We start from the raw sequence: 22,437 nt of genomic DNA on the forward strand, positions 1-22,437 counted from the left end.
CGCCCGTCCGCTTACCCGGCCCGTACCGATGAGCGAGCTCCGTACGTATACGGCGCCCTCCCGGACCGCCGCGCCCCGTGCTCAACTGCCTGCCGCCGACGCCCTACAGGCGTCGGCGGCAGGCGTTTTGCGTGGCATTCGAGGCGCCCTTGACACGATCATGAAGGGTCGTGAGCCTGGCGTCTGTCCACGGACAAGCCAGACAACAGCAAGGGGCGCACATGAGACGAAGAGCGGGATCGATCCTCGCGGCGGGCGCGTTACTGCTGGGCGGAATGACGGCGGCGCCCGCCGCCCAGGCGCGGGAGCCCGAGGCCCGGGCGGGGGGACTCGACGCCCAGGCGCCTGGGCCCGAGGCCCGACCGGGCGCGGACGCCGTGAAGGTCTTCGACGCCGAGGTCGTCAAGGAGCAGGTACCGCTGCTTCTCGCAGCCGGTCAGGACGCCCATGAACTGACCGAACGGGCAGCCGGGAAGGGGACCGCCAAGGTCGAGCTGTTCCTCACCGACACCCAGGCGCGCGCCCTGCGGAAGCAGGGCGTCGACGTCACCGAACGGAAGGTCTCCGCGGAGGCCGCGGCCCGGGTGCGCGCGGCGGGCGACGGCGTCTTCCGCCCGTACAGCGGCAAGGGCAATCTCCAGGAGGAGATCGTCAGCACCGGGCAGGCCAACCCCGGTATCACCAAGGTCGTCTCCCTCGGCAAGACGCTCAAGGGCCAGGACATCCTGGCCCTCAAGCTCAGCAAGGGAGCGCGGAAGACCGAGGACGGGGCCAAGCCGTCCGTGCTGTACATGTCCAACCAGCACGCCCGGGAGTGGATCACTCCCGAGATGACCCGCCGGCTGATGCACCACTTCGTGGACAACTACGGCAAGGACCGGCGGATCACGAAGATCGTCGACTCCACCGAACTGTGGTTCGTCCTGTCCGCCAACCCGGACGGCTACGACTACACCCACAGCGCGGACAGCGCCCGGCTCTGGCGCAAGAACCTCCGGGACGTCGACGGGGACGGGAAGCTGACCTCCGCCGACGGCGTCGACCTCAACCGCAACTTCGGCTACAAGTGGGGCTACGACGACGAGGGTTCGTCCCCCCGCTCCACCAGCGAGACCTACCGGGGCGCCGGCCCGGCCTCCGAGCCCGAGACGCGGGCGATCGACCGCTTCGAGAAGCGCGTCGGCTTCGACTACGGCATCAACTACCACTCCGCCGCAGAGCTGCTGCTGTACGGAGTGGGCTGGCAGGTCGCCACCCCGACCCCCGACGACGTGCTCTACAGGTCGCTCGCGGGCACCCCCGAGAACTCCGCGATCCCCGGCTACTACCCGCAGGTCTCCTCCGAGCTGTACACCACCAACGGTGAGGCCGACGGGCACGCGGCGAACGTCAACGGAACGATGATGTTCACCCCGGAGATGACCACCTGCCAGACCGCGTCGGGCCTCGACCCGGACGACGCGTGGGAGGCCCGGGACTGCCGGTCCGGCTTCAACTTCCCCGACGACGAGAAGCTGATCCAGGGCGAGTTCGCCAAGAACATCCCCTTCGCGCTGTCCGTCGCGGAGACCGCCGCGCATCCCGACCGGCCGTCCTCCTCGGTCGGTCTGACCGCCCCCGACTTCACACTCGACCCGTTCACCACCTCGTACGCGCGCGGTGAGGACCAGGAAGTCGCCGTCACCGCCCGGAAGTCGCTCCGCGACAAGGAGCTCAACTACCGCGTCAACGGCGGGCGTCCGCACGACAAGGATCTCCGGGCGTGGAAGGGCGGTGAGACGTACGGCGGCGAGGACAACCTGCACTTCGACCAGTACCGCGCCGAGATCGGGGACACTCGTCCGGGTGACACGGTCGAGGTCTGGTTCACCGGGCGGACCAGGTCCGGAAAGGCCACGTCCAGCGAGCACTTCACCTACACCGTGGCGCAGCGCCCCCGCGCCGACACGCTCGTGATCGCCGAGGAGGGCGCGCCCGCCCGGCAGACCACGGCGTACGTCGACGCCCTGCGCGCCCAGGGCCGTACCGCCGCCGTCTGGGACGTCGCCACCCGGGGCGCCCCGCACCCGCTGGGGGTCCTCGGCCACTTCTCCACCGCCGTCCACTACACGGGCGCCGCGGCCCCGGGCGGCCCCACCCAGCTGGCGCTGCGCGACTTCCTCAACGAGGGCGGCAAGCTGATCGAGGCGGGACGGCCGGCCGGCGGAAACGTCCAGGTGGGCCGAGCGCTGACCAATGACTTCAGTCAGTACTACCTGGGCGCGTACACGCGTACGTCCCACCCCGGCGCCACCGGCTTCACCGGCACCGGAGCGCTCGCCGGAGCGGCCGGGGCGCTCACCGCGGCGCCCGGCAGTCCGCTGAATCCGGCGGGTGCCTACACGGTCACCTCCGACACCCTGGACCCGGCGACGTATCCGCAGTTCAAGAGCGCCAAGGCGGGCACCTACACGGGCGCGGCGAATCCGTACGCCCCCTACGAGGGGCAGTGGATGGCGGCCACCGTCCACCAGGACGACGCCTGGCGCCGCCTCACCCGCACCGTCGACCTCACCGGTGTCGGCGCGGCCGACCGGCCCGAACTCCGCCTCGCGCTGAACTGGGACACCGAGCAGGGCTACGACCACGCCGTCCTGGAGGCCCACACCGCCGGGGCCGAGGACTGGACCACGCTCCCCGAGGCCGGTGGCGCGAGCGGTTCCACCGTCCCCGCCGAGTGCGAGGCCGGGTTCCTCCTCGACGACCACCCCTTCCTCGGCCACTACCTGACCCTCGGGAACGACGGCTGCGCCGCGACCGGCACCAGCGGTGCCTGGAACAGCCTCACCGGCAGCTCCGACGGCTGGAAACAGCTCGCCTTCGACCTGAGTGACTACGCGGGCACGAAGGTGGAGCTGTCGCTCAGCTACATCACCGACCCCGGCTCCGGCGGACGCGGTGTCTTCGCGGACAGCGCGCGGCTGGCCGTGGGCGGAGCGGAGAAGGAGTCCGAGGGCTTCGAGACCTCGCTCGGGGCCTGGACCACCCCCGGGGCGCCGCAGGGAAGCCCCGTCGTGACGGGGAACTGGGCGCGCTCCCAGGAGCTCTTCACGTCGTACGCCTCGGTCACCACGCGGGACACCGTGCTGCTCGGATTCGGCCTGGAGCACGTGCCGGACGCGACAGAGCGCGCGGCGCTGCTCGGCAAGGCGCTGCGGGCCCTGCGGCGCTGATCCCGCGCGTCTGGTATAAGACCGGCCGCCTCCCCATCGCCGGCCGGTCCAGGGCGTCCCGTACAGGGCGTCCCGGCCCTGTGACGCGGCGGTCCGTACCCGTATCAGCGGGTACGGATCGCCGGTCCGGACCACCGTGCGCACGCAGTACCGCCGGATGTCACCGGGTGGCCTGTGGAGATGTAGGGTCATAAGCGGTCGGGGACATCCCATACAACTCGCCGGCGTCGAACACCCGGCGTACCTAACGAGGAGATCGGTTCGTGACGATCCGCGTAGGCATCAACGGCTTTGGCCGCATCGGTCGTAACTACTTCCGCGCGCTGCTGGAGCAGGGTGCAGACATCGAGATCGTGGCTGTCAACGACCTGGGTGACACTGCGACCACGGCGCATCTGCTGAAGTACGACACGATCCTCGGCCGCCTCAAGGCCGAGGTGTCACACACCGCCGACACCATCACGGTCGACGGCCACACCATCAAGGTGCTCTCCGAGCGCGACCCGGCCGACATCCCCTGGGGTGAGCTGGGCGTCGACATCGTTATCGAGTCGACCGGCATCTTCACCAAGAAGGCCGACGCCGCGAAGCACATCGCCGGTGGCGCCAAGAAGGTCCTCATCTCGGCTCCGGCCTCGGACGAGGACATCACGATCGTGCTGGGCGTCAACGAGGACAAGTACGACGCGGCCAGCCACCACATCATCTCCAACGCCTCCTGCACCACGAACTGTGTGGCGCCGATGGCCAAGGTTCTCCTGGAGAACTTCGGCGTCGTCTCGGGCCTGATGACCACGGTCCACGCGTACACCAGCGACCAGCGCCTTCAGGACTTCCCGCACAAGGACCTGCGCCGCGCCCGCGCCGCCGCCGAGAACATCATTCCGGCGAGCACCGGCGCGGCCAAGGCCCTCGGCCTGGTCATCCCGGAGCTGGCCGGCAAGCTCAACGGCATGGCGATGCGCGTCCCGGTCCCGACGGGATCCGTCACCGACCTGGTCGTCGAGACCGAGCGTGTGGTGACCAAGGAAGAGGTCAACGCCGCGTTCCAGAAGGCCGCCCAGGGCGAGCTCAAGGGTTACCTGGACTACACCGAGGACCCGATCGTCTCCTCGGACATCGTCAACTGGCCCGCCTCCTGCACCTTCGACTCCTCCCTGACCATGGTCCAGGGCAAGAGCGTCAAGATCATCGGCTGGTACGACAACGAGTGGGGCTACTCCAACCGTCTGGTCGACCTGACCGTCTTCGTCGGCGGCCGGCTCTGAGACCAGGCCCCTGATTCAGGGCCGGTAGGCATCTCGATATGAGTGACAGGGCTCGGTCGGCGCATCTGTGGCGCTGTTCGAGCCCTGTTGGCCTGTTCAGACATCCCAAGGAGTCCAGCAGCAGATGAAGACGATCGACGAACTTCTCGCCGAAGGGGTCGGCGGCAAGCGGGTATTCGTCCGCGCCGACCTCAATGTGCCGCTCGACGGCACCACGATCACCGACGACGGCCGCATCCGCGCCGTCGAGCCGACGGTCGCCAGGCTCGCCGAGGCCGGCGCCCGCGTGGTCGTCGCCTCCCACCTGGGCCGCCCCAAGGGCGCCCCGGACCCCGCCTTCTCGCTCGCGCCCGCAGCCGCCCGCCTCGGTGAACTCCTCGGAGCCGACGTGGCGTTCGCGACCGACACGGTCGGCGACTCCGCCAAGTCCGTGGTCGCGGGCCTCGCCGACGGCCAGGTCGCCGTCATCGAGAACCTCCGCTTCAACGCCGGCGAGACCTCGAAGGACGACGCCGAGCGCGGCGCGTTCGCCGGCCAACTCGCCGAACTGGCCGACCTGTACGTGGGCGACGGCTTCGGCGCCGTACACCGCAAGCACGCCTCGGTCTTCGACCTGCCGGCCCGCCTGCCGCACGCCGCGGGCGGTCTGATCGCCACCGAGGTCGGCGTCCTGAAGAAGCTCACGGACGATGTCCAGCGGCCGTACGCCGTCGTGCTCGGCGGCGCCAAGGTCTCCGACAAGCTCGGTGTCATCGACCATCTGCTGGGCAAGGCCGACCGCATCCTGATCGGCGGCGGTATGGCCTACACCTTCCTGAAGGCGCAGGGCCACGAGATCGGCTCCTCGCTGCTCCAGGAGGACCAGGTCCCGGCCGTCCAGGAATATCTGAAGCGCGCCACGGAAATCGGCGTGGAGTTCGTGCTGCCGGTGGACGTGCTGGTCGCGGCGGAGTTCCCGGACCTGAAGACGAAGGCCCCGGCCCACCCCGCCACGGTGGCCGCGAACGCCATTCCGGCCGGACAGATGGGCCTGGACATCGGCCCGGAGACCGGCCGCCTGTACGCCGCCAAGCTCGCCGACGCCGAGACCGTCTTCTGGAACGGTCCCATGGGCGTCTTCGAGCACCCCGACTACGCCGAGGGCACCAAGGCCGTCGCCCAGGCGCTCGTCGACTCCTCGGGCTTCTCGGTCGTCGGCGGTGGCGACTCCGCCGCCGCCGTCCGGATCCTGGGCTTCGACGAGAAGGCATTCGGCCATATTTCGACCGGTGGCGGCGCGAGCCTCGAATACCTCGAGGGCAAGACGCTTCCCGGGCTCGCCGCACTGGAGGACTGACCTTTCCATGACCGCTTCATCCGAAAACGCCGCCCGCACGCCGCTGATGGCGGGCAACTGGAAGATGAACCTCAACCACCTCGAGGCCATCGCCCACGTCCAGAAGCTCGCTTTCGCCCTGGCAGACAAGGACTACGACGCCGTCGAGGTCGCCGTGCTGGCGCCCTTCACCGACCTGCGGTCCGTCCAGACCCTGGTCGACGGCGACAAGCTCAAGATCAAGTACGGCGCCCAGGACATCTCGGCGCACGACTCCGGCGCGTACACCGGTGAGATCTCCGGCCCCATGCTGGCCAAGCTCAAGTGCACGTACGTGACCGTCGGGCACTCCGAGCGCCGGCAGTACCACGCCGAGACGGACGAGGTCTGCAACACCAAGGTGAAGGCCGCGTACCGGCACGGCCTGACCCCGATCCTCTGCATCGGCGAGGGCCTGGACATCCGCAAGGCCGGTGAGCAGGTCTCCCACACGCTGAGCCAGCTCGACGGCGGCCTCGCGGACATCACGGCCGAGCAGGCCGAATCCGTCGTGATCGCCTACGAGCCGGTGTGGGCCATCGGCACCGGCGAGGTCGCCACCCCGGAGGACGCGCAGGAGGTCTGCGGAGCGATCCGCGGGCGGCTCGCGGAGCTGTACTCCCAGGAGCTGGCCGACAAGGTCCGGATCCAGTACGGCGGCTCGGTCAAGTCCGGGAATGTCGCCGCGATCATGGCGCAGCCCGATGTGGACGGCGCACTGGTGGGCGGGGCGGCGCTGGACGCCGACGAGTTCGTCAAGATCGTCCGGTTCCGCGACCAGTGAGTATGCGGTAGGACGGATCCGTCGTACCCTGGCGGGGGCCGAGAAGGCATGGTCCGGAACGCATGGCGTGACCATGTATTCCGGGGATGCCCGCCCGGCCCCCGTTGTCCGTTTTTCAGTCCTGTTTTCGCAGTTCTGTTTTTCGCAGTCCTGTTCAGTCCTGTCGGTCCTGTCAGTCCGAGGAAGTTGGTCCAGCCGTGGTTATGGGGTTCTCGATCGCCCTTATCGTCTTCAGCCTGCTGCTGATGCTGCTGGTGCTGATGCACAAGGGAAAGGGCGGCGGACTCTCCGACATGTTCGGTGGCGGAATGCAGTCGTCCGTCGGTGGTTCCTCGGTCGCCGAGCGTAACCTCGACCGCATCACCGTGGTTGTCGGCCTGTCGTGGTTCGCGTGCATCGTCGTCCTGGGTCTGCTGCTCAAGCTGGACAGCTGATCGTACGTACGGTACGGCGCCACGGGCGCGGCCTATCATGAGGGTCCGCGCCGGGCGGCAGGGGGTAACTCCCTTCACTGGACGCGCGTTGGGCCTTACGTAGACTGGGGCGCCCGGCAGCGGAGCTGCCTATCGATGCTTTGCGGCACCATCACGCAGGGAGTTACGACCGTGGCAAGTGGCAACGCGATCCGGGGAAGCCGGGTCGGAGCGGGGCCGATGGGTGAGGCCGAGCGTGGCGAGTCCGCGCCCCGCCTGCGCATTTCCTTCTGGTGCTCGAACGGGCACGAGACGGTGCCGAGCTTCGCCAGTGACGCGCAGGTTCCGGAGACGTGGGACTGCCCGCGCTGCGGATTCCCGGCCGGTCAGGACCGGGACAGCCCGCCGGCCCCGCCGCGTACGGAGCCGTACAAGACCCACCTCGCCTATGTGCGGGAGCGGCGCAGCGACGCCGACGGCGAAGCGATCCTCGCCGAAGCACTCGCCAAGCTGCGCGGCGAGATCTAGAGACTTCCGGCCGGATACCTGACAGGTGTCCGGCCGTACCGTTTCCGCCCATGGCGTTTCCGCCAATTCCCGTGTCCGGGCTCAACACCCCCGCCCTGCCTGCCGCCGGGCCCTTCGCGCTCGCCGCCGCCTCGCCGGTCACCCTGATCAATTAGGTTGGACAGGCAGCAGGGCATGCGTACAGGCACGAGTGGAAGTGGGCTGATCTCCGAATGAACGCAGCAGGCCGTACCAGGCTCAACCGGATGCCTGAGTGGAGCGCGCTGGGCAAGCACCGCGAGCAGCTGGGGCAGACGCATCTGCGGGAGCTGTTCGCCGGCGACCCGGCGCGTGGCACCGGCTACACCCTCCAGGTCGGTGACCTCTACCTGGACTACTCCAAGCACCTGGTGACCGACGAGACGCTGGCGCTGCTGCGCGAGCTGGCCGCGGCGGCCGGGGTGGCGGAGCTGCGGGACGCGATGTTCCGCGGCGAGAAGATCAACACCACCGAGGACCGCGCGGTGCTCCACACCGCGCTGCGCGCCCCGCGCGACGCCGTCATCGAGGCCGACGGGGAGAACGTCGTGCCGGCGGTGCACGCCGTCCTCGACAAGATGAGCGCCTTCGCCGGACAGGTCAGGTCCGGCGAGTGGACCGGCCACACCGGCCGGCCCATCAAGAACGTGGTCAACATCGGCATCGGCGGCTCCGACCTCGGCCCGGCGATGGCGTACGAAGCGCTCCGGTCCTTCACCGACCGCGAGCTGACCGTCCGTTTCGTCTCCAACGTCGACGGCGCCGATCTGCACGAGGCCGTACGGGACCTGGACCCGGCCGAGACGCTGTTCGTCATCGCGTCCAAGACCTTCACCACCATCGAGACCGTCACCAACGCGACGTCCGCGCGCGACTGGCTGCTGACCGGGCTCGGGGCCGGCCAGGAGGCGGTCGCCAAGCACTTCGTGGCGCTCTCCACGAACGGCGAGAAGGTCTCCGAGTTCGGTATCGACACGGCCAACATGTTCGAGTTCTGGGACTGGGTCGGCGGCCGCTACTCGTACGACTCGGCCATCGGCCTCTCGCTGATGATCGCGATCGGACCCGACCGGTTCCGCGAGATGCTCGACGGCTTCCACCTCGTCGACGAGCACTTCCGTACGGCGGCGCCGGAAGACAACGCGCCGCTGCTGCTCGGGCTGCTGGGTGTCTGGTACGGGGCGTTCTTCGACGCCCAGTCGCACGCGGTCCTGCCGTACAGCCACTACCTGTCGAGGTTCACCGCGTACCTCCAGCAGCTGGACATGGAGTCCAACGGCAAGTCGGTGGACCGGGACGGCAATCCGGTGGACTGGCAGACCGGACCCGTCGTCTGGGGCACCCCGGGCACCAACGGCCAGCACGCCTACTATCAGCTGATCCACCAGGGCACCAAGGTCATCCCGGCGGACTTCATCGGCTTCGCCCGGCCGGTCGACGACCTGCGGCCCGGTCTCGTCGCGCAGCACGACCTGCTCATGGCCAACTTCTTCGCGCAGACCCAGGCGCTCGCCTTCGGCAAGACGCCGGAGGAGGTACGGGCCGAGGGCGTGCCCGAGGAGCTGGTGCCGCACAAGACGTTCCTCGGCAACCACCCGACCACCACGATCCTCGCCGGGACGCTCACCCCGTCCGTCCTGGGCCAGCTGGTCGCGCTGTACGAGCACAAGGTGTTCGTCCAGGGCGCCATCTGGAACATCGACTCCTTCGACCAGTGGGGCGTCGAGCTCGGCAAGGTCCTCGCCAAGAGGATCGAGCCCGTCCTGACCGGCGACAAGGCCGGCGATCAGCTGGACGGATCGACCGCGGCGCTGGTCTCCGCCTACCGCTCGCTGCGAGGACGCTGAACCGATGGCACCGGGGGAGCGGCGGCTCCGGCCGCCGAAGAACACGCTGGACAAGCGCGCCACCACCTGGTGGCGCACGCAATGGCTGCTGCTCACGGCGGCTCCGGTGGTGCCGCTCGCCGTGCTGGGGGCTCTCATAGCCCCGGTGCGGCTGTGGCTGCTGGGGCCCGCCGTCGGGCTGGCGGTGATCGGGCTGGCCTGTGCGGCGCTGATACCGGCGTGGTGGTACAAGGTGCACCGCTGGGAGGTGACGGACGAGGCGGTCTACGTCCGTACCGGCTTCTTCTGGCAGGAGTGGCGGATCGCGCCGATGTCCCGCATCCAGACCGTGGACACCGTGCGCGGTCCGCTGGAGCAGATGTTCAAGCTCTCCACCGTGACCGTCACGACCGCGTCCTCCAAGGGCGCGGTGCGGATCAAGGGGCTCGACCATGAGCTGGCGGCGGAGCTGGCCGGGCAGCTGACCGATATCACCCAGGCCACTCCGGGGGACGCCACATGAGCGAGCCCGCCGTGGCCCCGGACCTCTCGGCCGGGGAGTGGCGCCAGGAGCCGGGACCGGAGGGGGAGTGGCGGCGGCTCGACCGGCGCACCCTCCTGGTCACCGCGGTGGTCATGACCGGGGTCGTCGTGGGCGCCGGGGTACCGACCACCCTCGGCCTGGCGGGCGGCATGCCGTTCTGGCAGGCACTCGCCTGGGTGCTGGCCGGAGCGCTGCTGCTGATCGCCTGCGGGACCGGCGGGGAGTACGTCCGCTGGCGCCGCACCCGCTACCGCATAGGGCCCGAGCGCGCCGAACTGCACACGGGCCTGGTCCTGGTCAAACGCCGTTCGCTGGCCCGCGAGCGGATCCGCAGCGTCGACCTGACAGCCCACCTCCTGCTCCGGATCCTCGGACTGGTGAAGGTGCGCATCGGCACCGGCGAGCAGTCCGGCGGCGAGTCCACACTGGAACTCGACCCGGTCACCCGGGCCGAGGGGGAACGACTCCGTACGGAACTGCTCGACCGCACCCCCGAGTCACCGGGCGCGTACCGCGAAGGCACGCTGGCCGTTCTCGATCCCGGCTGGATCCGGTACGCGCCGGTCTCCTTCCTCACCCCGGTGCTCGGCGGCGCGGCGGCCGGCGGTCTGGTACAGGCCAGCGAATGGTTCGGTGCGCAGGCGCGGCTGTTCGGCTGGGTGGCCGACCTCTTCCGGGACACCTCGGTCCTCTCGGCGGTCCTGATCCTGCTGGGCGGGACGGGGCTCGCCGGGGTCGTCGGCGCGCTCGGCCTGTGGATCGAGATGTGGTGGAACTACCGGCTGGAGCGCGAGCCGGGCGGCACCCTGCGGGTCCGGCGCGGACTGTTCACCTCCCGCTCGGTCTCCGTCGAGGAGCGCCGGCTGCGAGGCGTGGAGGTGGTCGAGCCACTCGGCGTCCGGCTGTCCGGCGCGGCCAGGGTGGACGCGATCGCCACCGGTATCGCCCACGACGACGAGGAGCGGACCGAGAACAAGACCCTGCTGCCCGTGGCGCCGCGCGCGGTGGCGGATGAACTGGCGGCCCAGGTCCTGCGCGAGTCCGTGTCGCCGACGAACGCGGTCACCCTGACCCCGCATCCCCGCGCGGCCCGAGGGCGCCGACTGCGCTGGTCCGTGGCCTGCGCCCTGTCGCCGGTCGTGATCCTGACGGTCCTCGGCCTGCTGCTGCCCGACGCCGCGCGCACGGTTCTGCTGTGGTGTGCGGCGGTCTGCGCCCTGGTCCTGCTGCCGGTGGCCGTCCTGCTCGCGCTCGACGCCTACCGCAACCTGGGCCATGGCCTCAGCGGCGAGTACCTGGTCACCCGCTCGGGCTCCATGGGCCGCACGACGGCCGCCCTTCAGCGCGACGGCGTGATCGGTTGGACGGTCAAACAGTCCGTCTTCCAGCGCCGCGCGGGCCTGCTGACCCTGACGGCGACGACCGCCGCGGGCTCGGGCGCGTACCACGTACGTGACGCGGCCCAGGGCGAAGGTCTCGCCTTCGCGGCGGAGGCCGTGCCCGGTCTGCTGGAGCCGTTCCTGATGAGCGAGCAGGACCCTCCTGGTCACGGACCGGGAACAGGGCGGGTATGACGGCATGTCAACTACCAGCCGTCGAGACCCGCTCGGCCGTGGCGCGGCTGGAGGCCGAGGCCGACCAGATCATCCTCTGATCCTCTGGCAGGGGGCCGGTTACCGGTCCGGCCGAGAGGCCGAAGGCCCGGACCGCCCGTCAAAGCAACGGGGCGGTCCGGGCCTTCGGCCACTCCGGCGACCGGCCGGAGTGACACGACGTCAGGCGGAGGCCGGCGGGTAGAGGTCGCGGGGCAGCGCCGAGGCCGCCGCCGCGTCCAGCAGCCACAGCGTGCGGCTGCGACCGTACGCGCCCGCCGCCGGGGCCTGGATCTCACCCGCGCCCGACAGAGCGATCTCCGCGGCCTTCGCCTTGTCCTCGCCCGCCGCCAGCAGCCACACCTCGTGGGCCGCGCGGATCGCCGGCAGCGTGAGGGAGATACGCAGCGGTGGCGGCTTCGGGGCACCGTGCACCGCGACCACCGAGCGCTCGGTCTCCCGTACGCCCGGCAGTTCGGGGAAGAGCGACGCGACATGGGTGTCCGGTCCGACGCCCAGCATCAGCACGTCGAAGGTCGGCACCGGACCGTGGTCCTCCGGGCGCGACGCGGCGGCGAGTTCGGTGGCGTACGCGGCTGCCGCCGCCTCCACGTCACTGCCGTACGGACCGTCCGAGGCCGGCATCGCATGCACCCGTGACGGGTCCAGCGGCACCGAGTCGAGCAGCGCTTCCCGGGCCTGGGTGATGTTCCGCTCCGGGTCGCCCTCGGGGAGGAAACGCTCGTCGCCCCACCACAGATCCAGCCGCGACCAGTCGACCGCGTCCCGGGCGGGCGCCGCGGCCAGCGCGGCCAGCAGACCGTTGCCGTTGCGTCCGCCCGTCAGGACGACCGAGGCGGAGCCGCGGGCGGCCTGGGCGTCCACGACCTTCGTGATCAGCCGGGCCGCCGCGGCCTGCGCCATCAGCTCCTTGTCGCGGTGGACGACAAGCTGCGGAGCACTCACTTCTGCTCCGTCCGCTTGGCCACGGTGGCCGGGGTGACCCGCTCCAGGGCCGACGCGTCGGTCCTGGAGGAAGCGGACGCCGACCCGGAAGCAGTCCCCGACGCGGACCCGGAGGCAGTCCCGGACGGAGACCCCGCCGACCCTGACCCGGCAACAGACCCCGACGCGGAGGCCGAAGCCGAGCCCGAGGCCGCGGACGGCGTCCTCTCGAAGGCGTCCTTCGCGTCCGCCGCGTCACCCAGCCGGTGCACACCGAACCGCAGCGCCGACGCGTAGGTGTCGTCCGGGTCCAGCCGGCGCAACTCCTCCGCGATCAGCTCCGAGGTCTCCCGGCGCTTCAGCGCCACCGCCCGGTCCGGCTGTCCCTCGATGGAGAGCGTCGCCAGCGAGCCGTCGGCCCGGTCCAGCTCGATCGGGCCGCAGGTGGTCGCCATCCGTACGGCCGTGAGACCGGGACCGGACGAGACCGCGCGCCTGACCGGCACCTCCAGCCGGTCCGCGAGCCACATGGCGAGCAGTTCGCAGCTCGGGTTGTGCGCCTCGCCCTCCACCTCGACCGAGGTGACCGCGCAGTCCACCTGGTCCAGGGCCGCCGCGACCATCGAGCGCCACGGTGTGATCCGGGTCCAGGACAGATCCGTGTCGCCCGGGGTGTACGCGTCGGCGCGAGCCGTCAGTTCCTCGACGGGGTGCTCGGCGGCGTACGTGTCGGTGACCCGGCGCTGCGCCAGCCTGCCCAGCGCGTCCCTGGCCGGGTTGACCGGGGCGTTGACCGGCCACCACACGACGACCGGGGCGTCCGGCAGCAGCAGCGGCAGGACCACCGACTGGGCGTGGTCCATGACCTCGCCGTACAGCCTGAGGACGACCGTCTCGCCGGTGCCCGCGTCCGCGCCCACCCGTACCTCGGCGTCGAGGCGGGCCTTGGCCCGGTCGCGGGGCGAGCGCGAGATCCGCTTGACGACGACGAGTTTGCGCGACGGGTGCTCGCGGGACGCCTCGTTGGCGGCCTTGAGCGCGTCGTACGCGTTCTCCTCGTCGGTGACGATGACCAGCGTGAGGACCATGCCGACGGCGGGGGTGCCGATGGCCCGGCGCCCCTGCACCAACGCCTTGTTGATCTTGCTGGACGTGGTGTCCGTAAGGTCGATCTTCATGGCCGGCGCCAGCTCCGTCCGTCTCGTGCGAGCATTTCGTCCGCCTCGGCCGGACCCCAGGTCCCGGACTCGTACTGCGCGGGCTTGCCGTGCTTGTCCCAGTAATCCTCGATCGGGTCGAGGATCTTCCAGGACAGCTCGACCTCCTCCACCCGCGGGAAGAGATTCGAGTCGCCGAGCAGCACATCGAGGATGAGCCGCTCGTACGCCTCGGGGCTGGACTCCGTGAAGGACTCGCCGTACGCGAAGTCCATCGAGACGTCCCGGACCTCCATCGAGGTGCCGGGCACCTTCGAACCGAACCGCATGGTCACGCCCTCGTCCGGCTGGACGCGGATGACCAGGGCGTTGTGCCCCAGCTCTTCCGTGGCCGTGTGGTCGAAGGGGGAGTGCGGAGCGCGCTGGAAGACGACCGCGATCTCGGTGACCCGGCGGCCCAGGCGCTTGCCGGTACGGAGGTAGAAGGGGACTCCCGCCCAGCGGCGGTTGTCGATCTGCAGCTTCACCGCGGCGTAGGTGTCGGTCTTCGACTTGGAGTCGATACCGTCCTCCTGGAGATAGCCGACGGCCTTCTCGCCGCCCTGCCAGCCCGCCGCGTACTGCCCGCGGACCGTGCCCTCCCCGAGATCCTTCGGCAGCTTCACCGCGCCGAGGACCTTGGTCTTCTCCGCGGCCAGCGCATCGGCGTCGAAGGAGGCGGGCTCCTCCATCGCGGTCAGCGCGAGCAGCTGGAGGAGGTGGTTCTGGATGACGTCACGGGCGGCGCCGATGCCGTCGTAGTACCCGGCCCGGCCGCCGATGCCGATGTCCTCGGCCATGGTGATCTGGACATGATCGACGTACGACCGGTTCCAGATCGGCTCGAAGAGGGTGTTGGCGAACCGCAGCGCCAGGATGTTCTGGACGGTCTCCTTGCCCAGGTAGTGGTCGATCCGGAAGACCTCGTTGGACGGGAAGACCTCGTGGACGACCTTGTTGAGCTCCTTCGCGGAGACCAGGTCGTGGCCGAACGGCTTCTCGATGACCGCGCGGCGCCAGGAGCCGTCCGTCTGGTCCGCGAGACCGTGCTTCTTGAGCTGCCGGACGACCTGCGGGAAGAACTTCGGCGGTACGGAGAGATAGAACGCGAAGTTGCCGCCGGTGCCCTGCACCTTGTCGAGGTCGGCGATCGTCGCCTTCAGGTTCTCGAACGCCTGGTCGTCGTCGAAGGTGCCCTGGACGAAGCGCATCCCCTGGATGAGCTGCTGCCAGACCTCCTCACGGAACGGCGTACGCGCGTGTTCCTTGACGGCGTCGTGCACTTCCTGCGCGAAGTCCTCGTCCTGCCACTCGCGGCGGGCGAAGCCGATGAGGGAGAAGCCCGGGGGCAGCAGCCCACGATTGGCGAGGTCGTAAACCGCAGGCATCAGCTTTTTGCGGGACAAATCGCCCGTGACGCCAAAGATGACCAGGCCCGACGGCCCCGCGATACGCGGGAGCCGTCGGTCCGCGGCGTCACGGAGCGGGTTCGCTCCGTGGGTTGCGGTCAAGGGTTCAGCCCTCCGAAGGAGCGAGGCGCTTGAGCTCCGCCTCCGTCGACTTGAGCAGGTCGGTCCAGGCGGCCTCGAACTTCTCGACGCCTTCGTCCTCCAGCTGCTGGACGACGTCGTCGTACGAGACTCCGAGCTTCGCGACGGCCGCGAGGTCGGCGCGCGCCTGGTCGTACGTACCGCGCACGGTGTCACCGGTGATCCGGCCGTGGTCGGCGGTGGCTTCGAGGGTGGCCTCCGGCATGGTGTTCACCGTGTGCGGGGCGACCAGCTCGTCGACGTACAGGGTGTCCTTGTACGCGGGGTCCTTGACGCCGGTCGAGGCCCACAGCGGACGCTGCTTGTTGGCCTGAGCGCGGTCCAGGACCTCCCAGCGCTCCGAGGAGAAGACCTCCTCGTACGCCTCGTACGCGAGCCGGGCGTTGGCCAGGGCCGCCTTGCCGCGGGCCTCCTTGGCCTCGGCCGTGCCCTGCGCGTCGAGCCGCTTGTCGATCTCGGTGTCCACGCGGGACACGAAGAAGGACGCCACCGAGTGGATCTTGGAGAGGTCCAGGCCCAGGGCCTTGGCCTTCTCCAGACCCGCGATGTAGGCGTCCATGACCTCGCGGTAACGCTCCAGCGAGAAGATCAGCGTGACGTTGACGCTGATGCCCCGGCCGATGGTCTCGGTGATCGCCGGCAGCCCGGCCTTGGTCGCCGGGATCTTGATGAGCGTGTTCGGGCGGTCCACCAGCCAGGCGAGCTGCCTGGCCTCGGCGATGGTCGCCCGGGTGTTGTGCGCCAGGCGCGGGTCGACCTCGATGGAGACCCGGCCGTCCTGGCCCTGCGTCGCGTCGAAGACCGGGCGCAGGATGTCGGCGGCGTCACGGACGTCCGCCGTCGTGATCATGCGGATGGCTTCTTCGACGGTGACCTTGCGGGCGGCGAGGTCCGTGAGCTGGCTGTCGTAGCCGTGCCCGTCGGAGATCGCCTTCTGGAAGATCGACGGGTTGGTGGTGACGCCCACCACGTGCTGCTGGTCGATCAGTTCGGCGAGGTTGCCGGACGTGATGCGCGTGCGCGACAGGTCGTCGAGCCAGATCGCGACGCCTTCGTCGGAGAGGCGCTTGAGTGCGTCTGTCATGAGGTTTGCATCTCCTACTGTTCGTATATCGGCGTCAGCGCGCCACGGCCGCGAGAGATTCCCGGGCGGCGGCGGCCACGGCGTCAGCGGTGAAGCCGAACTCGCGGAAGAGGACCTTGGCGTCGGCGGAGGCGCCGAAGTGCTCCAGGGACACGATGCGGCCGGCGTCGCCGACGTACCGGTGCCAGGTGAGCCCGACACCGGCCTCGACCGCCACGCGGGCCTTCACGGAGGGCGGCAGGACGCTGTCCTTGTAGGCCTGGTCCTGCTCCTCGAACCATTCGACGGACGGCATCGAGACCACCCGGGCCGGGATGCCCGCGGCCTGGAGCTGCTCGCGCGCCTCGACGGCGAGCTGCACCTCGGAGCCCGTACCGATCAGGACGACCTCGGGGGTACCGCCGTCGGCCTCGAACAGGACGTAACCGCCCTTGGCGGCCTCGTCGTTGGCCTCGTACGTCGGCACACCCTGGCGGGTCAGCGCCAGACCGTGCGGGGCGCCCTTGTCGTGGCGCTTGAGGATCTCGCGCCAGGCGATCGCCGTCTCGTTGGCGTCGGCGGGGCGGACGATGTTCAGCCCCGGGATGGCGCGCAGCGCGGAGAGGTGCTCGACCGGCTGGTGGGTCGGACCGTCCTCGCCCAGGCCGATCGAGTCGTGCGTCCACACGTACGTGACGGGCGCCCGCATGAGCGCGGCGAGCCGGACGGCCGGGCGCATGTAGTCGGAGAACACCAGGAAGGTGCCGCCGTAGATACGGGTGTTGCCGTGCAGCGCGATGCCGTTCATCGTCGAGCCCATGGCGTGCTCGCGGATGCCGTAGTGCACCGTGCGGCCGTACGGGTCCGCCCCGGGCAGCGGGTTGCCCGCCGGGAGGAACGACGACGTCTTGTCGATGGTGGTGTTGTTCGAACCGGCGAGGTCGGCGGAGCCGCCCCACAGCTCGGGGATGACCTCGCCGAGCGCCTGGAGCACCTTGCCGGACGCGGCACGCGTCGCCACGGCCTTGCCGGTCTCGAAGGCGGGGAGCTTGTCCTCCCAGCCGGCGGGCAGTTCACCCGCGCGCACCCGGTCGAAGGTGGCCGCGCGCTCCGGGTTGGCCGTACGCCACGCGGCGAACGCCTTCTCCCACTCGCCGCGCGTCTCACGGCCGCGGTCGAGCGCCTCACGCGTGTGCGACAGGACCTCGCCCGCGACGTCGAAGGACTTGGCCGGGTCGAAGCCGAGGACCTTCTTGGTGGCCGCGACCTCTTCGTCGCCGAGCGCCGAGCCGTGCGCGGCCTCGGTGTTCTGCGCGTGCGGGGCGGGCCAGGCGATGATCGAGCGGGCCGCGATGAACGAGGGGCGCTCGGTCTCGGCCCGCGCCGCCAGCAGCGCCTCGTGCAGCGCCCGCGGGTCGAGGTCGCCGTCGGGGGACTGCTCGACGCGCTGGACATGCCAGCCGTAGGCCTCGTACCGCTTGATGGTGTCCTCGGAGACGGCGGTCTCCGTGTCACCCTCGATCGAGATGTGGTTGTCGTCCCACAGCAGGACCAGGTTGCCGAGCTTCTGGTGGCCGGCCAGCGAGGACGCCTCTGCCGAGATGCCCTCCTGGAGGCAGCCGTCGCCGGCGATGGCCCAGATGGTGTGGTCGAACGGTGAGGTGCCGGGCGCGGCGTCCGGGTCGTACAGGCCCCGCTCGTAGCGGGCGGCCATCGCCATGCCCACGGCGTTCGCGACACCCTGCCCGAGCGGGCCGGTGGTGGTCTCCACGCCGACGGTGTGTCCGTACTCCGGGTGGCCCGGGGTCTTCGAACCCCAGGTGCGGAAGGACTCCAGGTCTTCGAGCTCCAGGCCGTAGCCGGCCAGGAAGAGCTGGATGTAGAGGGTCAGGGACGAGTGGCCCACCGAGAGGACGAACCGGTCACGGCCGGTCCACTGCGCGTCGGCGGGGTCGTGCCGCATCACCTTCTGGAAGAGGGTGTACGCGGCGGGGGCCAGGCTCATGGCCGTACCAGGATGGCCGTTGCCGACTTTCTGTACGGAATCCATGGCCAGGACGCGGGCGGTGTCAACAGCCCGCTGGTCCAATTCGGTCCACTCGAGGTCTGTGGTGGTCGGCTTGGTGCTCACCCTGAGTCAGGGCTCCTCTCCACATGTCGAATCCCGGTGTCTGAGGTCGCACCGGTTCGCTGTCGAGCCTACCCGCAGCACCAGCCATCGTTCCGAGTGCGTTTCCAGGGTGCGGCGCCCTTGTGGACTTCGCCTCCCGGCAGGTGTACGCACCGTGTCGGGAGGGCGTTCAAAGCGGTCTGACCCGACCACACCCCCGCGAGGAACGGCATCTGGGCAACGTCTAGAGTGGCGTGGTACGCGCAAGTCTTTACCGGGCCTTCACGCCTGGAGCTTGCTGGGATTTCTCTGTCAGGGGTGTACGTGACAGCCGTCGAGTCCCGACCCGCAGGGGTCGTTCCGACTCCGAACTCGGGGGGCCATCGGCCGTTCGGGGCGCGCGTCAAAGCATTTGTGATGCTGACCAAGCCGCGGATCATCGAGCTGCTGCTCATCACCACGGTTCCGGTGATGTTCCTGGCCGCGCAGAGTGTGCCCGACCTGTGGCTGGTGCTGATCACCTGCGTCGGTGGTTATCTGTCCGCCGGCGGCGCGAACGCGCTGAACATGTACATCGACCGTGACATCGACGCCCTGATGGACCGCACCTCCCAGCGTCCCCTGGTCACCGGCATGGTCTCGCCGCGCGAGGGGCTGATCTTCGGCCTCGCGCTGGCCGTGATCTCGACGCTCTGGTTCGGCTTCCTCGTCAACTGGCTGTCCGCGGCCCTCGCGCTCGGCGCGCTCCTTTTCTATGTCGTCGTCTACACGATGATCCTCAAGCGCCGCACCTCCCAGAACATCGTCTGGGGCGGTATCGCCGGCTGCATGCCGGTACTGATCGGCTGGTCCTCCGTCACGAATTCGATGGACTGGGCCCCGGTCATCCTCTTTCTCGTCATGTTCTTCTGGACGCCGCCGCATTACTGGCCGCTCTCGATGAGGGTCAAGGAGGACTACGCGCGCGTGGGCGTGCCGATGCTTCCGGTCGTGGCGTCCAACCGTGTCGTGGCCCGCCAGATCGTCCTCTACAGCTGGGTGATGGTCGGCGTCTCGCTGCTGCTGACTCCGCTGGGTTACACCGGCTGGTTCTACACGACGGTGGCGCTGCTGGCCGGCGGCCTGTGGCTCTGGGAGGCACACGGCCTCCACTCGCGGGCCAAGGCCGGCGAGGTCGGCGGCAAACTCAAGGAGATGCGGCTCTTCCACTGGTCCATCACCTATGTGTCGCTGCTCTTCGTGGCGGTGGCGGTGGATCCCTTCCTGCGGTAGCAGGTAACGGACTCTTCGACGGGCGGGGTACGTGGTCCTCAGTGGTCGAGGCCACGTACCCCGCCCGTCGCCCGTTTCTCTACCCGTCGGTAGCATCCAGTCATGGCAGAGACCCAGCAGGTTGAGCAGCGGGACGAGAACAAGGCACTGGCCCGGCAGGCGGCGCGCGCCGAACGCAGGGCCGCCCGGCTGGCCAAGCAGATCGGCGCCTTCGCCGGACGCCACGGCGGAGCCGAGGGACAGCTCGCGTACATCGGACAGGCCGGCACCCGCATCGTGCTCGTCGGCGAGGACGGCAGCTGGGGCGATCTGGTCGCCCCCACGCACGCCCTCGCGCGCGCCGCCGCCGAGAAGGCCGGGCTCACACTGCACGACTCCTTCGACGGGGAGTTCGCCGCCAAGGTGAGTACCGGACCGTACGAATGGAGCCGCATGGCCGGGATCCAGCTCGGCGGCCGCGAGGTCTGACGCGAGGTCCGAAAAGCGCCACCTGATCAGAACTCACCCGTTAGGACTGTAGGAGCAAGCGGTACGGTCCCAGGCCCTGTCCGGACCTAGACGGGAATCGGCGATGATCGAAGCAGCGTCCCTGGTGGACCAGTGCTGCCACGGTGTGCTCCGTACGGAACTGGGTCTCGGCACCTTCGAGGCCCAGCTCGGCCGGGTGCCCGGACCGGCCGCCCCGGGCACCACCTTCTTCGACACGCAGACCGGGTTCGCGGTGCGGCGCTGGTGCCCGCCGCTGCTCGGGCTCGATCCACACTGCTCGCCGGCCCGCTATCTCGCCCGCCGCCGGGAACTCGGCACCCTCGAAGTCGCCGGACGGCTCCTGCGATCCACCGGGATCTCCACCTATCTGGTGGACACCGGAGCGCCCGGCGACCTGACCCGGCCCGACGAACTGGCCGTGGCGGGGCAGGCCGCCGCCCATGAGATCGTCCGGCTCGAACCGCTCGCCGAACGGGTCGCCGATGTCTCCGGATCCGTCGCCGGCTTCCTCGCGGGCTTCGCCGAGGCCGTACACACCGCCGCCCGCTCGGCCGTCGCCTTCAGCTCCGTCGCCTTCACCCCGGTCGACGGGAACGGTCTCGGGAACGGGGACGGGGCCGTGGCCGGGTACGGTCTCGCGGCGGCGCCCGATCCGCCGGGGCCCGGAGAAGCGCGCGGCGCGGCGGGACGCTGGCTGGCCGGGCGCCGGACCGGGAGCCCGCCCACCGATCCCGTACTGCTGCGCCATCTGCTCTGGACGGCGGTCGCCTCGGGGCTGCCGCTGCATCTGCACACCGGCGCCCCCGGCGCGTACCGGACGGCCGGTCACGCCGATCCCCTGCCGCTCACCGGTTTCGCGACGGCCACGGCCGGGCTCGGCACCGCCCTCGTCCTGTCGGCGTCCCCTCCGTACCACCGGCACACCGCACATCTGACGAGCGTCTTCCCGCATGTGTACGCGGATCTGGGGTCCGCCCTCACACATACGGGGGCCGGAGCCTCGGCCGTACTGGCCCAGATGCTGGAACTGGCGCCGTTCGGGAAGCTGCTGTTCTCCAGCGGCGCGCGCGGGCTGCCCGAACTGCACGTGGTCGGGGCCCGGGTCTTCCGGGAGGCGCTGGCGCGGGTCCTGGGCGGCTGGGTCGCCGACGGGGCCTGGTCGCCCGGGGACGCCCGGCGCGTCGCCGGGATGATCGCGGCGGGCAATGCCCGCCGCCTCTACGGACTGTCGGACGGCGGGCCGTCAGACCGCTGACATCGCCTGGTCCGAATCCGAATCCGAATCCGACTGCGCGGGGATGTCCGCCGTGGTCCGGGCCCGCTCGCGCAGGCTCACCGCCAGCCGCAGGACGGCGATCCACATCAGGCTGGAGCCGAACATATGGGCGCCGACCAGGACTTCGGGGACATCGGTGACGAACTGTACGTAGCCGATGGCGCCCTGGGCGAGCAGTACCACCAGCAGGTCCCTGGCGCGCGCCCGGGTGTCGGCCGGCGCGTCCACCACGCGCAGCACCAGCCACATCGCCACGGCCAGCGCGCAGACGAGCCAGGCGAACGCGGCATGCACATGAGCGGCGTCGACCCAGTCGAACGGCATCCTGGGCACATCGCTGCTGTCGCCCGCGTGCTTGCCCGAGCCCGTCACCGTCGTGCCCACCGCGATCAGTGCCGCGGAGGAGCCGACCAGCGCCCAGGACAGCTTCCGCACCGGGCGCGGGACACGCGGCCGGGGGGTGCCGTCGCCCTCGCGGGTGCGCAGCCAGGTCAGGGTGGTGACGGTGAGCAGCACATTGGCGAGGAGGAAGTGCCCCGCCACGGTCCACGGGTTGAGGCCCGCCAGCACCGTGATGCCGCCGATCACGGCATTGCCCATCACGATCCAGAACTGGGACCAGGCGAGCCGGGTCAGCCCGCGCCGCCGCGGCTTGCCCGAGCGCGCCGCGATGATCGCCCAGCCGACGGCCGCGCTCAGCACGTACGTCAGCATCCGGTTGCCGAACTCGATCGCGCCGTGAATCCCCTGCTCGGGTGTGGCGAAGAGGCTGTCGTCCGTGCACTTGGGCCAGGTGTCGCAGCCGAGGCCGGAACTGCTCAGCCGCACCGCGCCACCGGTCACGATGATCACTACGGTCATCAGGACGGCGCTGAGCGCGGCACGCTGGAGCGTGCGGGGTGACGGTGTCCAGCGTTGGGCGATATATGCGAGGGGGGTCTGCACGGAAACCATCGTAGGACGGAGCTTGTGCAGCTTTTCACGAGGGGTGCGTGTG

18 protein-coding genes are annotated in these 22,437 nt (G+C 70.1%); 12 read left to right on the forward strand and 6 right to left on the reverse strand.

Features of this window, described 5'->3' with window-relative positions; genetic code table 11:
• Positions 1–221 precede the first annotated feature (221 nt).
• The 9 genes from ACIQD6_RS24830 (at position 222) to ACIQD6_RS24870 (ending at position 11,521) form a co-directional block, all read left to right on the forward strand.
• The gene (locus ACIQD6_RS24830; protein ID WP_401885865.1) at positions 222–3,212 is read left to right on the forward strand and encodes a M14 family zinc carboxypeptidase; all 2,991 of its coding nucleotides are present in this window, start codon (positions 222–224) and stop codon (positions 3,210–3,212) included.
• A gap of 263 nt (positions 3,213–3,475) precedes the next feature.
• Entirely contained in the window at positions 3,476–4,480 is a 1,005-nt protein-coding gene (gene gap / locus ACIQD6_RS24835) for a type I glyceraldehyde-3-phosphate dehydrogenase (RefSeq protein ID WP_401885868.1), read from the forward strand.
• Positions 4,481–4,604: 124 nt separating this feature from the next.
• A complete protein-coding gene (locus tag ACIQD6_RS24840) occupies positions 4,605–5,816 on the forward strand; it encodes a phosphoglycerate kinase (RefSeq protein ID WP_401885870.1) in 1,212 nt (403 codons plus the stop codon).
• A gap of 7 nt (positions 5,817–5,823) precedes the next feature.
• Entirely contained in the window at positions 5,824–6,618 is a 795-nt protein-coding gene (tpiA, locus tag ACIQD6_RS24845; protein ID WP_401885871.1) for a triose-phosphate isomerase, read from the forward strand.
• A 197-nt stretch (positions 6,619–6,815) separates the two neighbouring features.
• Entirely contained in the window at positions 6,816–7,052 is a 237-nt protein-coding gene (gene secG / locus ACIQD6_RS24850) for a preprotein translocase subunit SecG (protein WP_401885872.1), read from the forward strand.
• A 171-nt stretch (positions 7,053–7,223) separates the two neighbouring features.
• Positions 7,224–7,559 carry an RNA polymerase-binding protein RbpA gene (locus tag ACIQD6_RS24855; RefSeq protein WP_401885875.1) on the forward strand — a complete coding sequence of 112 codons (336 nt, stop codon included), beginning with the start codon at positions 7,224–7,226 and terminating at the stop codon, positions 7,557–7,559.
• A 212-nt stretch (positions 7,560–7,771) separates the two neighbouring features.
• Entirely contained in the window at positions 7,772–9,424 is a 1,653-nt protein-coding gene (pgi, locus tag ACIQD6_RS24860; protein WP_401885877.1) for a glucose-6-phosphate isomerase, read from the forward strand.
• Positions 9,425–9,428: 4 nt separating this feature from the next.
• The gene (locus ACIQD6_RS24865) at positions 9,429–9,926 is read left to right on the forward strand and encodes a PH domain-containing protein (RefSeq protein WP_401885879.1); all 498 of its coding nucleotides are present in this window, start codon (positions 9,429–9,431) and stop codon (positions 9,924–9,926) included.
• Positions 9,923–11,521: a PH domain-containing protein gene (locus ACIQD6_RS24870; RefSeq protein WP_401885882.1), complete on the forward strand. Its 1,599-nt coding sequence runs from the start codon at positions 9,923–9,925 to the stop codon at positions 11,519–11,521. Before ACIQD6_RS24865 ends, ACIQD6_RS24870 begins: the two co-directional genes overlap by 4 nt.
• Positions 11,522–11,722: 201 nt before the next feature.
• Here ACIQD6_RS24870 and pgl read toward each other — a convergent pair whose 3' ends face one another.
• From pgl to tkt, 5 genes are read right to left on the reverse strand one after another with little or no spacing between them, the layout of a single operon-like run.
• The gene (gene pgl / locus ACIQD6_RS24875; RefSeq protein WP_401885884.1) at positions 11,723–12,505 is read right to left on the reverse strand and encodes a 6-phosphogluconolactonase; all 783 of its coding nucleotides are present in this window, start codon (positions 12,503–12,505) and stop codon (positions 11,723–11,725) included.
• Positions 12,502–13,662 carry a glucose-6-phosphate dehydrogenase assembly protein OpcA gene (gene opcA / locus ACIQD6_RS24880; protein ID WP_401885886.1) on the reverse strand — a complete coding sequence of 387 codons (1,161 nt, stop codon included), beginning with the start codon at positions 13,660–13,662 and terminating at the stop codon, positions 12,502–12,504. The genes pgl and opcA overlap by 4 nt, the downstream gene beginning before the upstream one ends.
• The gene (gene zwf / locus ACIQD6_RS24885; protein ID WP_401885888.1) at positions 13,659–15,191 is read right to left on the reverse strand and encodes a glucose-6-phosphate dehydrogenase; all 1,533 of its coding nucleotides are present in this window, start codon (positions 15,189–15,191) and stop codon (positions 13,659–13,661) included. Before zwf ends, opcA begins: the two co-directional genes overlap by 4 nt.
• 4 nt (positions 15,192–15,195) lie before the next feature.
• The gene (gene tal / locus ACIQD6_RS24890; protein WP_401885890.1) at positions 15,196–16,314 is read right to left on the reverse strand and encodes a transaldolase; all 1,119 of its coding nucleotides are present in this window, start codon (positions 16,312–16,314) and stop codon (positions 15,196–15,198) included.
• A gap of 34 nt (positions 16,315–16,348) precedes the next feature.
• On the reverse strand, positions 16,349–18,424 hold the full coding sequence (tkt, locus tag ACIQD6_RS24895) for a transketolase (RefSeq protein ID WP_401885892.1): 2,076 nt from the start codon (positions 18,422–18,424) through the stop codon (positions 16,349–16,351).
• Between the two features lie 297 nt (positions 18,425–18,721).
• On the opposite strand from tkt, the gene ACIQD6_RS24900 reads away from it, so the two are divergent.
• The 3 genes from ACIQD6_RS24900 (at position 18,722) to ACIQD6_RS24910 (ending at position 21,419) form a co-directional block, all read left to right on the forward strand.
• Complete coding sequence (locus ACIQD6_RS24900) at positions 18,722–19,675, forward strand: heme o synthase (protein WP_401885894.1); 954 nt, start codon at positions 18,722–18,724, stop codon at positions 19,673–19,675.
• 102 nt (positions 19,676–19,777) lie between these two features.
• Positions 19,778–20,143 (forward strand): hypothetical protein, encoded by a 366-nt coding sequence (locus tag ACIQD6_RS24905; protein WP_401885895.1) that lies wholly within the window; start codon positions 19,778–19,780, stop codon positions 20,141–20,143.
• Positions 20,144–20,246: 103 nt separating this feature from the next.
• Entirely contained in the window at positions 20,247–21,419 is a 1,173-nt protein-coding gene (locus tag ACIQD6_RS24910) for an amidohydrolase family protein (RefSeq protein WP_401885896.1), read from the forward strand.
• On the opposite strand, the gene ACIQD6_RS24915 is transcribed toward ACIQD6_RS24910, so the two are convergent.
• Complete coding sequence (locus tag ACIQD6_RS24915) at positions 21,408–22,394, reverse strand: heme A synthase (RefSeq protein WP_401885899.1); 987 nt, start codon at positions 22,392–22,394, stop codon at positions 21,408–21,410. The two genes, ACIQD6_RS24910 and ACIQD6_RS24915, sit on opposite strands and share 12 nt — an antisense overlap.
• Positions 22,395–22,437: the final 43 nt, after the last annotated feature.

The sequence above is a fragment of the Streptomyces sp. NPDC088400 genome, from assembly GCF_044753355.1.
Taxonomy (GTDB): domain Bacteria; phylum Actinomycetota; class Actinomycetes; order Streptomycetales; family Streptomycetaceae; genus Streptomyces.

Bases quoted from the DNA above. Each gene is read 5' to 3' on its own strand.
- ACIQD6_RS24830 (WP_401885865.1), top strand. From the start codon at position 222: ATGAGACGAAGAGCGGGATCGATCCTCGCGGCGGGCGCGTTACTGCTG.
- ACIQD6_RS24840 (WP_401885870.1), top strand. From the start codon at position 4,605: ATGAAGACGATCGACGAACTTCTCGCCGAAGGGGTCGGCGGCAAGCGG.
- tpiA (WP_401885871.1), top strand. From the start codon at position 5,824: ATGACCGCTTCATCCGAAAACGCCGCCCGCACGCCGCTGATGGCGGGC.
- pgi (WP_401885877.1), top strand. From the start codon at position 7,772: ATGAACGCAGCAGGCCGTACCAGGCTCAACCGGATGCCTGAGTGGAGC.
- ACIQD6_RS24865 (WP_401885879.1), top strand. From the start codon at position 9,429: ATGGCACCGGGGGAGCGGCGGCTCCGGCCGCCGAAGAACACGCTGGAC.
- ACIQD6_RS24870 (WP_401885882.1), top strand. From the start codon at position 9,923: ATGAGCGAGCCCGCCGTGGCCCCGGACCTCTCGGCCGGGGAGTGGCGC.
- opcA (WP_401885886.1), bottom strand. From the start codon at position 13,662: ATGAAGATCGACCTTACGGACACCACGTCCAGCAAGATCAACAAGGCG.
- tal (WP_401885890.1), bottom strand. From the start codon at position 16,314: ATGACAGACGCACTCAAGCGCCTCTCCGACGAAGGCGTCGCGATCTGG.
- ACIQD6_RS24905 (WP_401885895.1), top strand. From the start codon at position 19,778: ATGGCAGAGACCCAGCAGGTTGAGCAGCGGGACGAGAACAAGGCACTG.
- ACIQD6_RS24910 (WP_401885896.1), top strand. From the start codon at position 20,247: ATGATCGAAGCAGCGTCCCTGGTGGACCAGTGCTGCCACGGTGTGCTC.
- ACIQD6_RS24915 (WP_401885899.1), bottom strand. From the start codon at position 22,394: ATGGTTTCCGTGCAGACCCCCCTCGCATATATCGCCCAACGCTGGACA.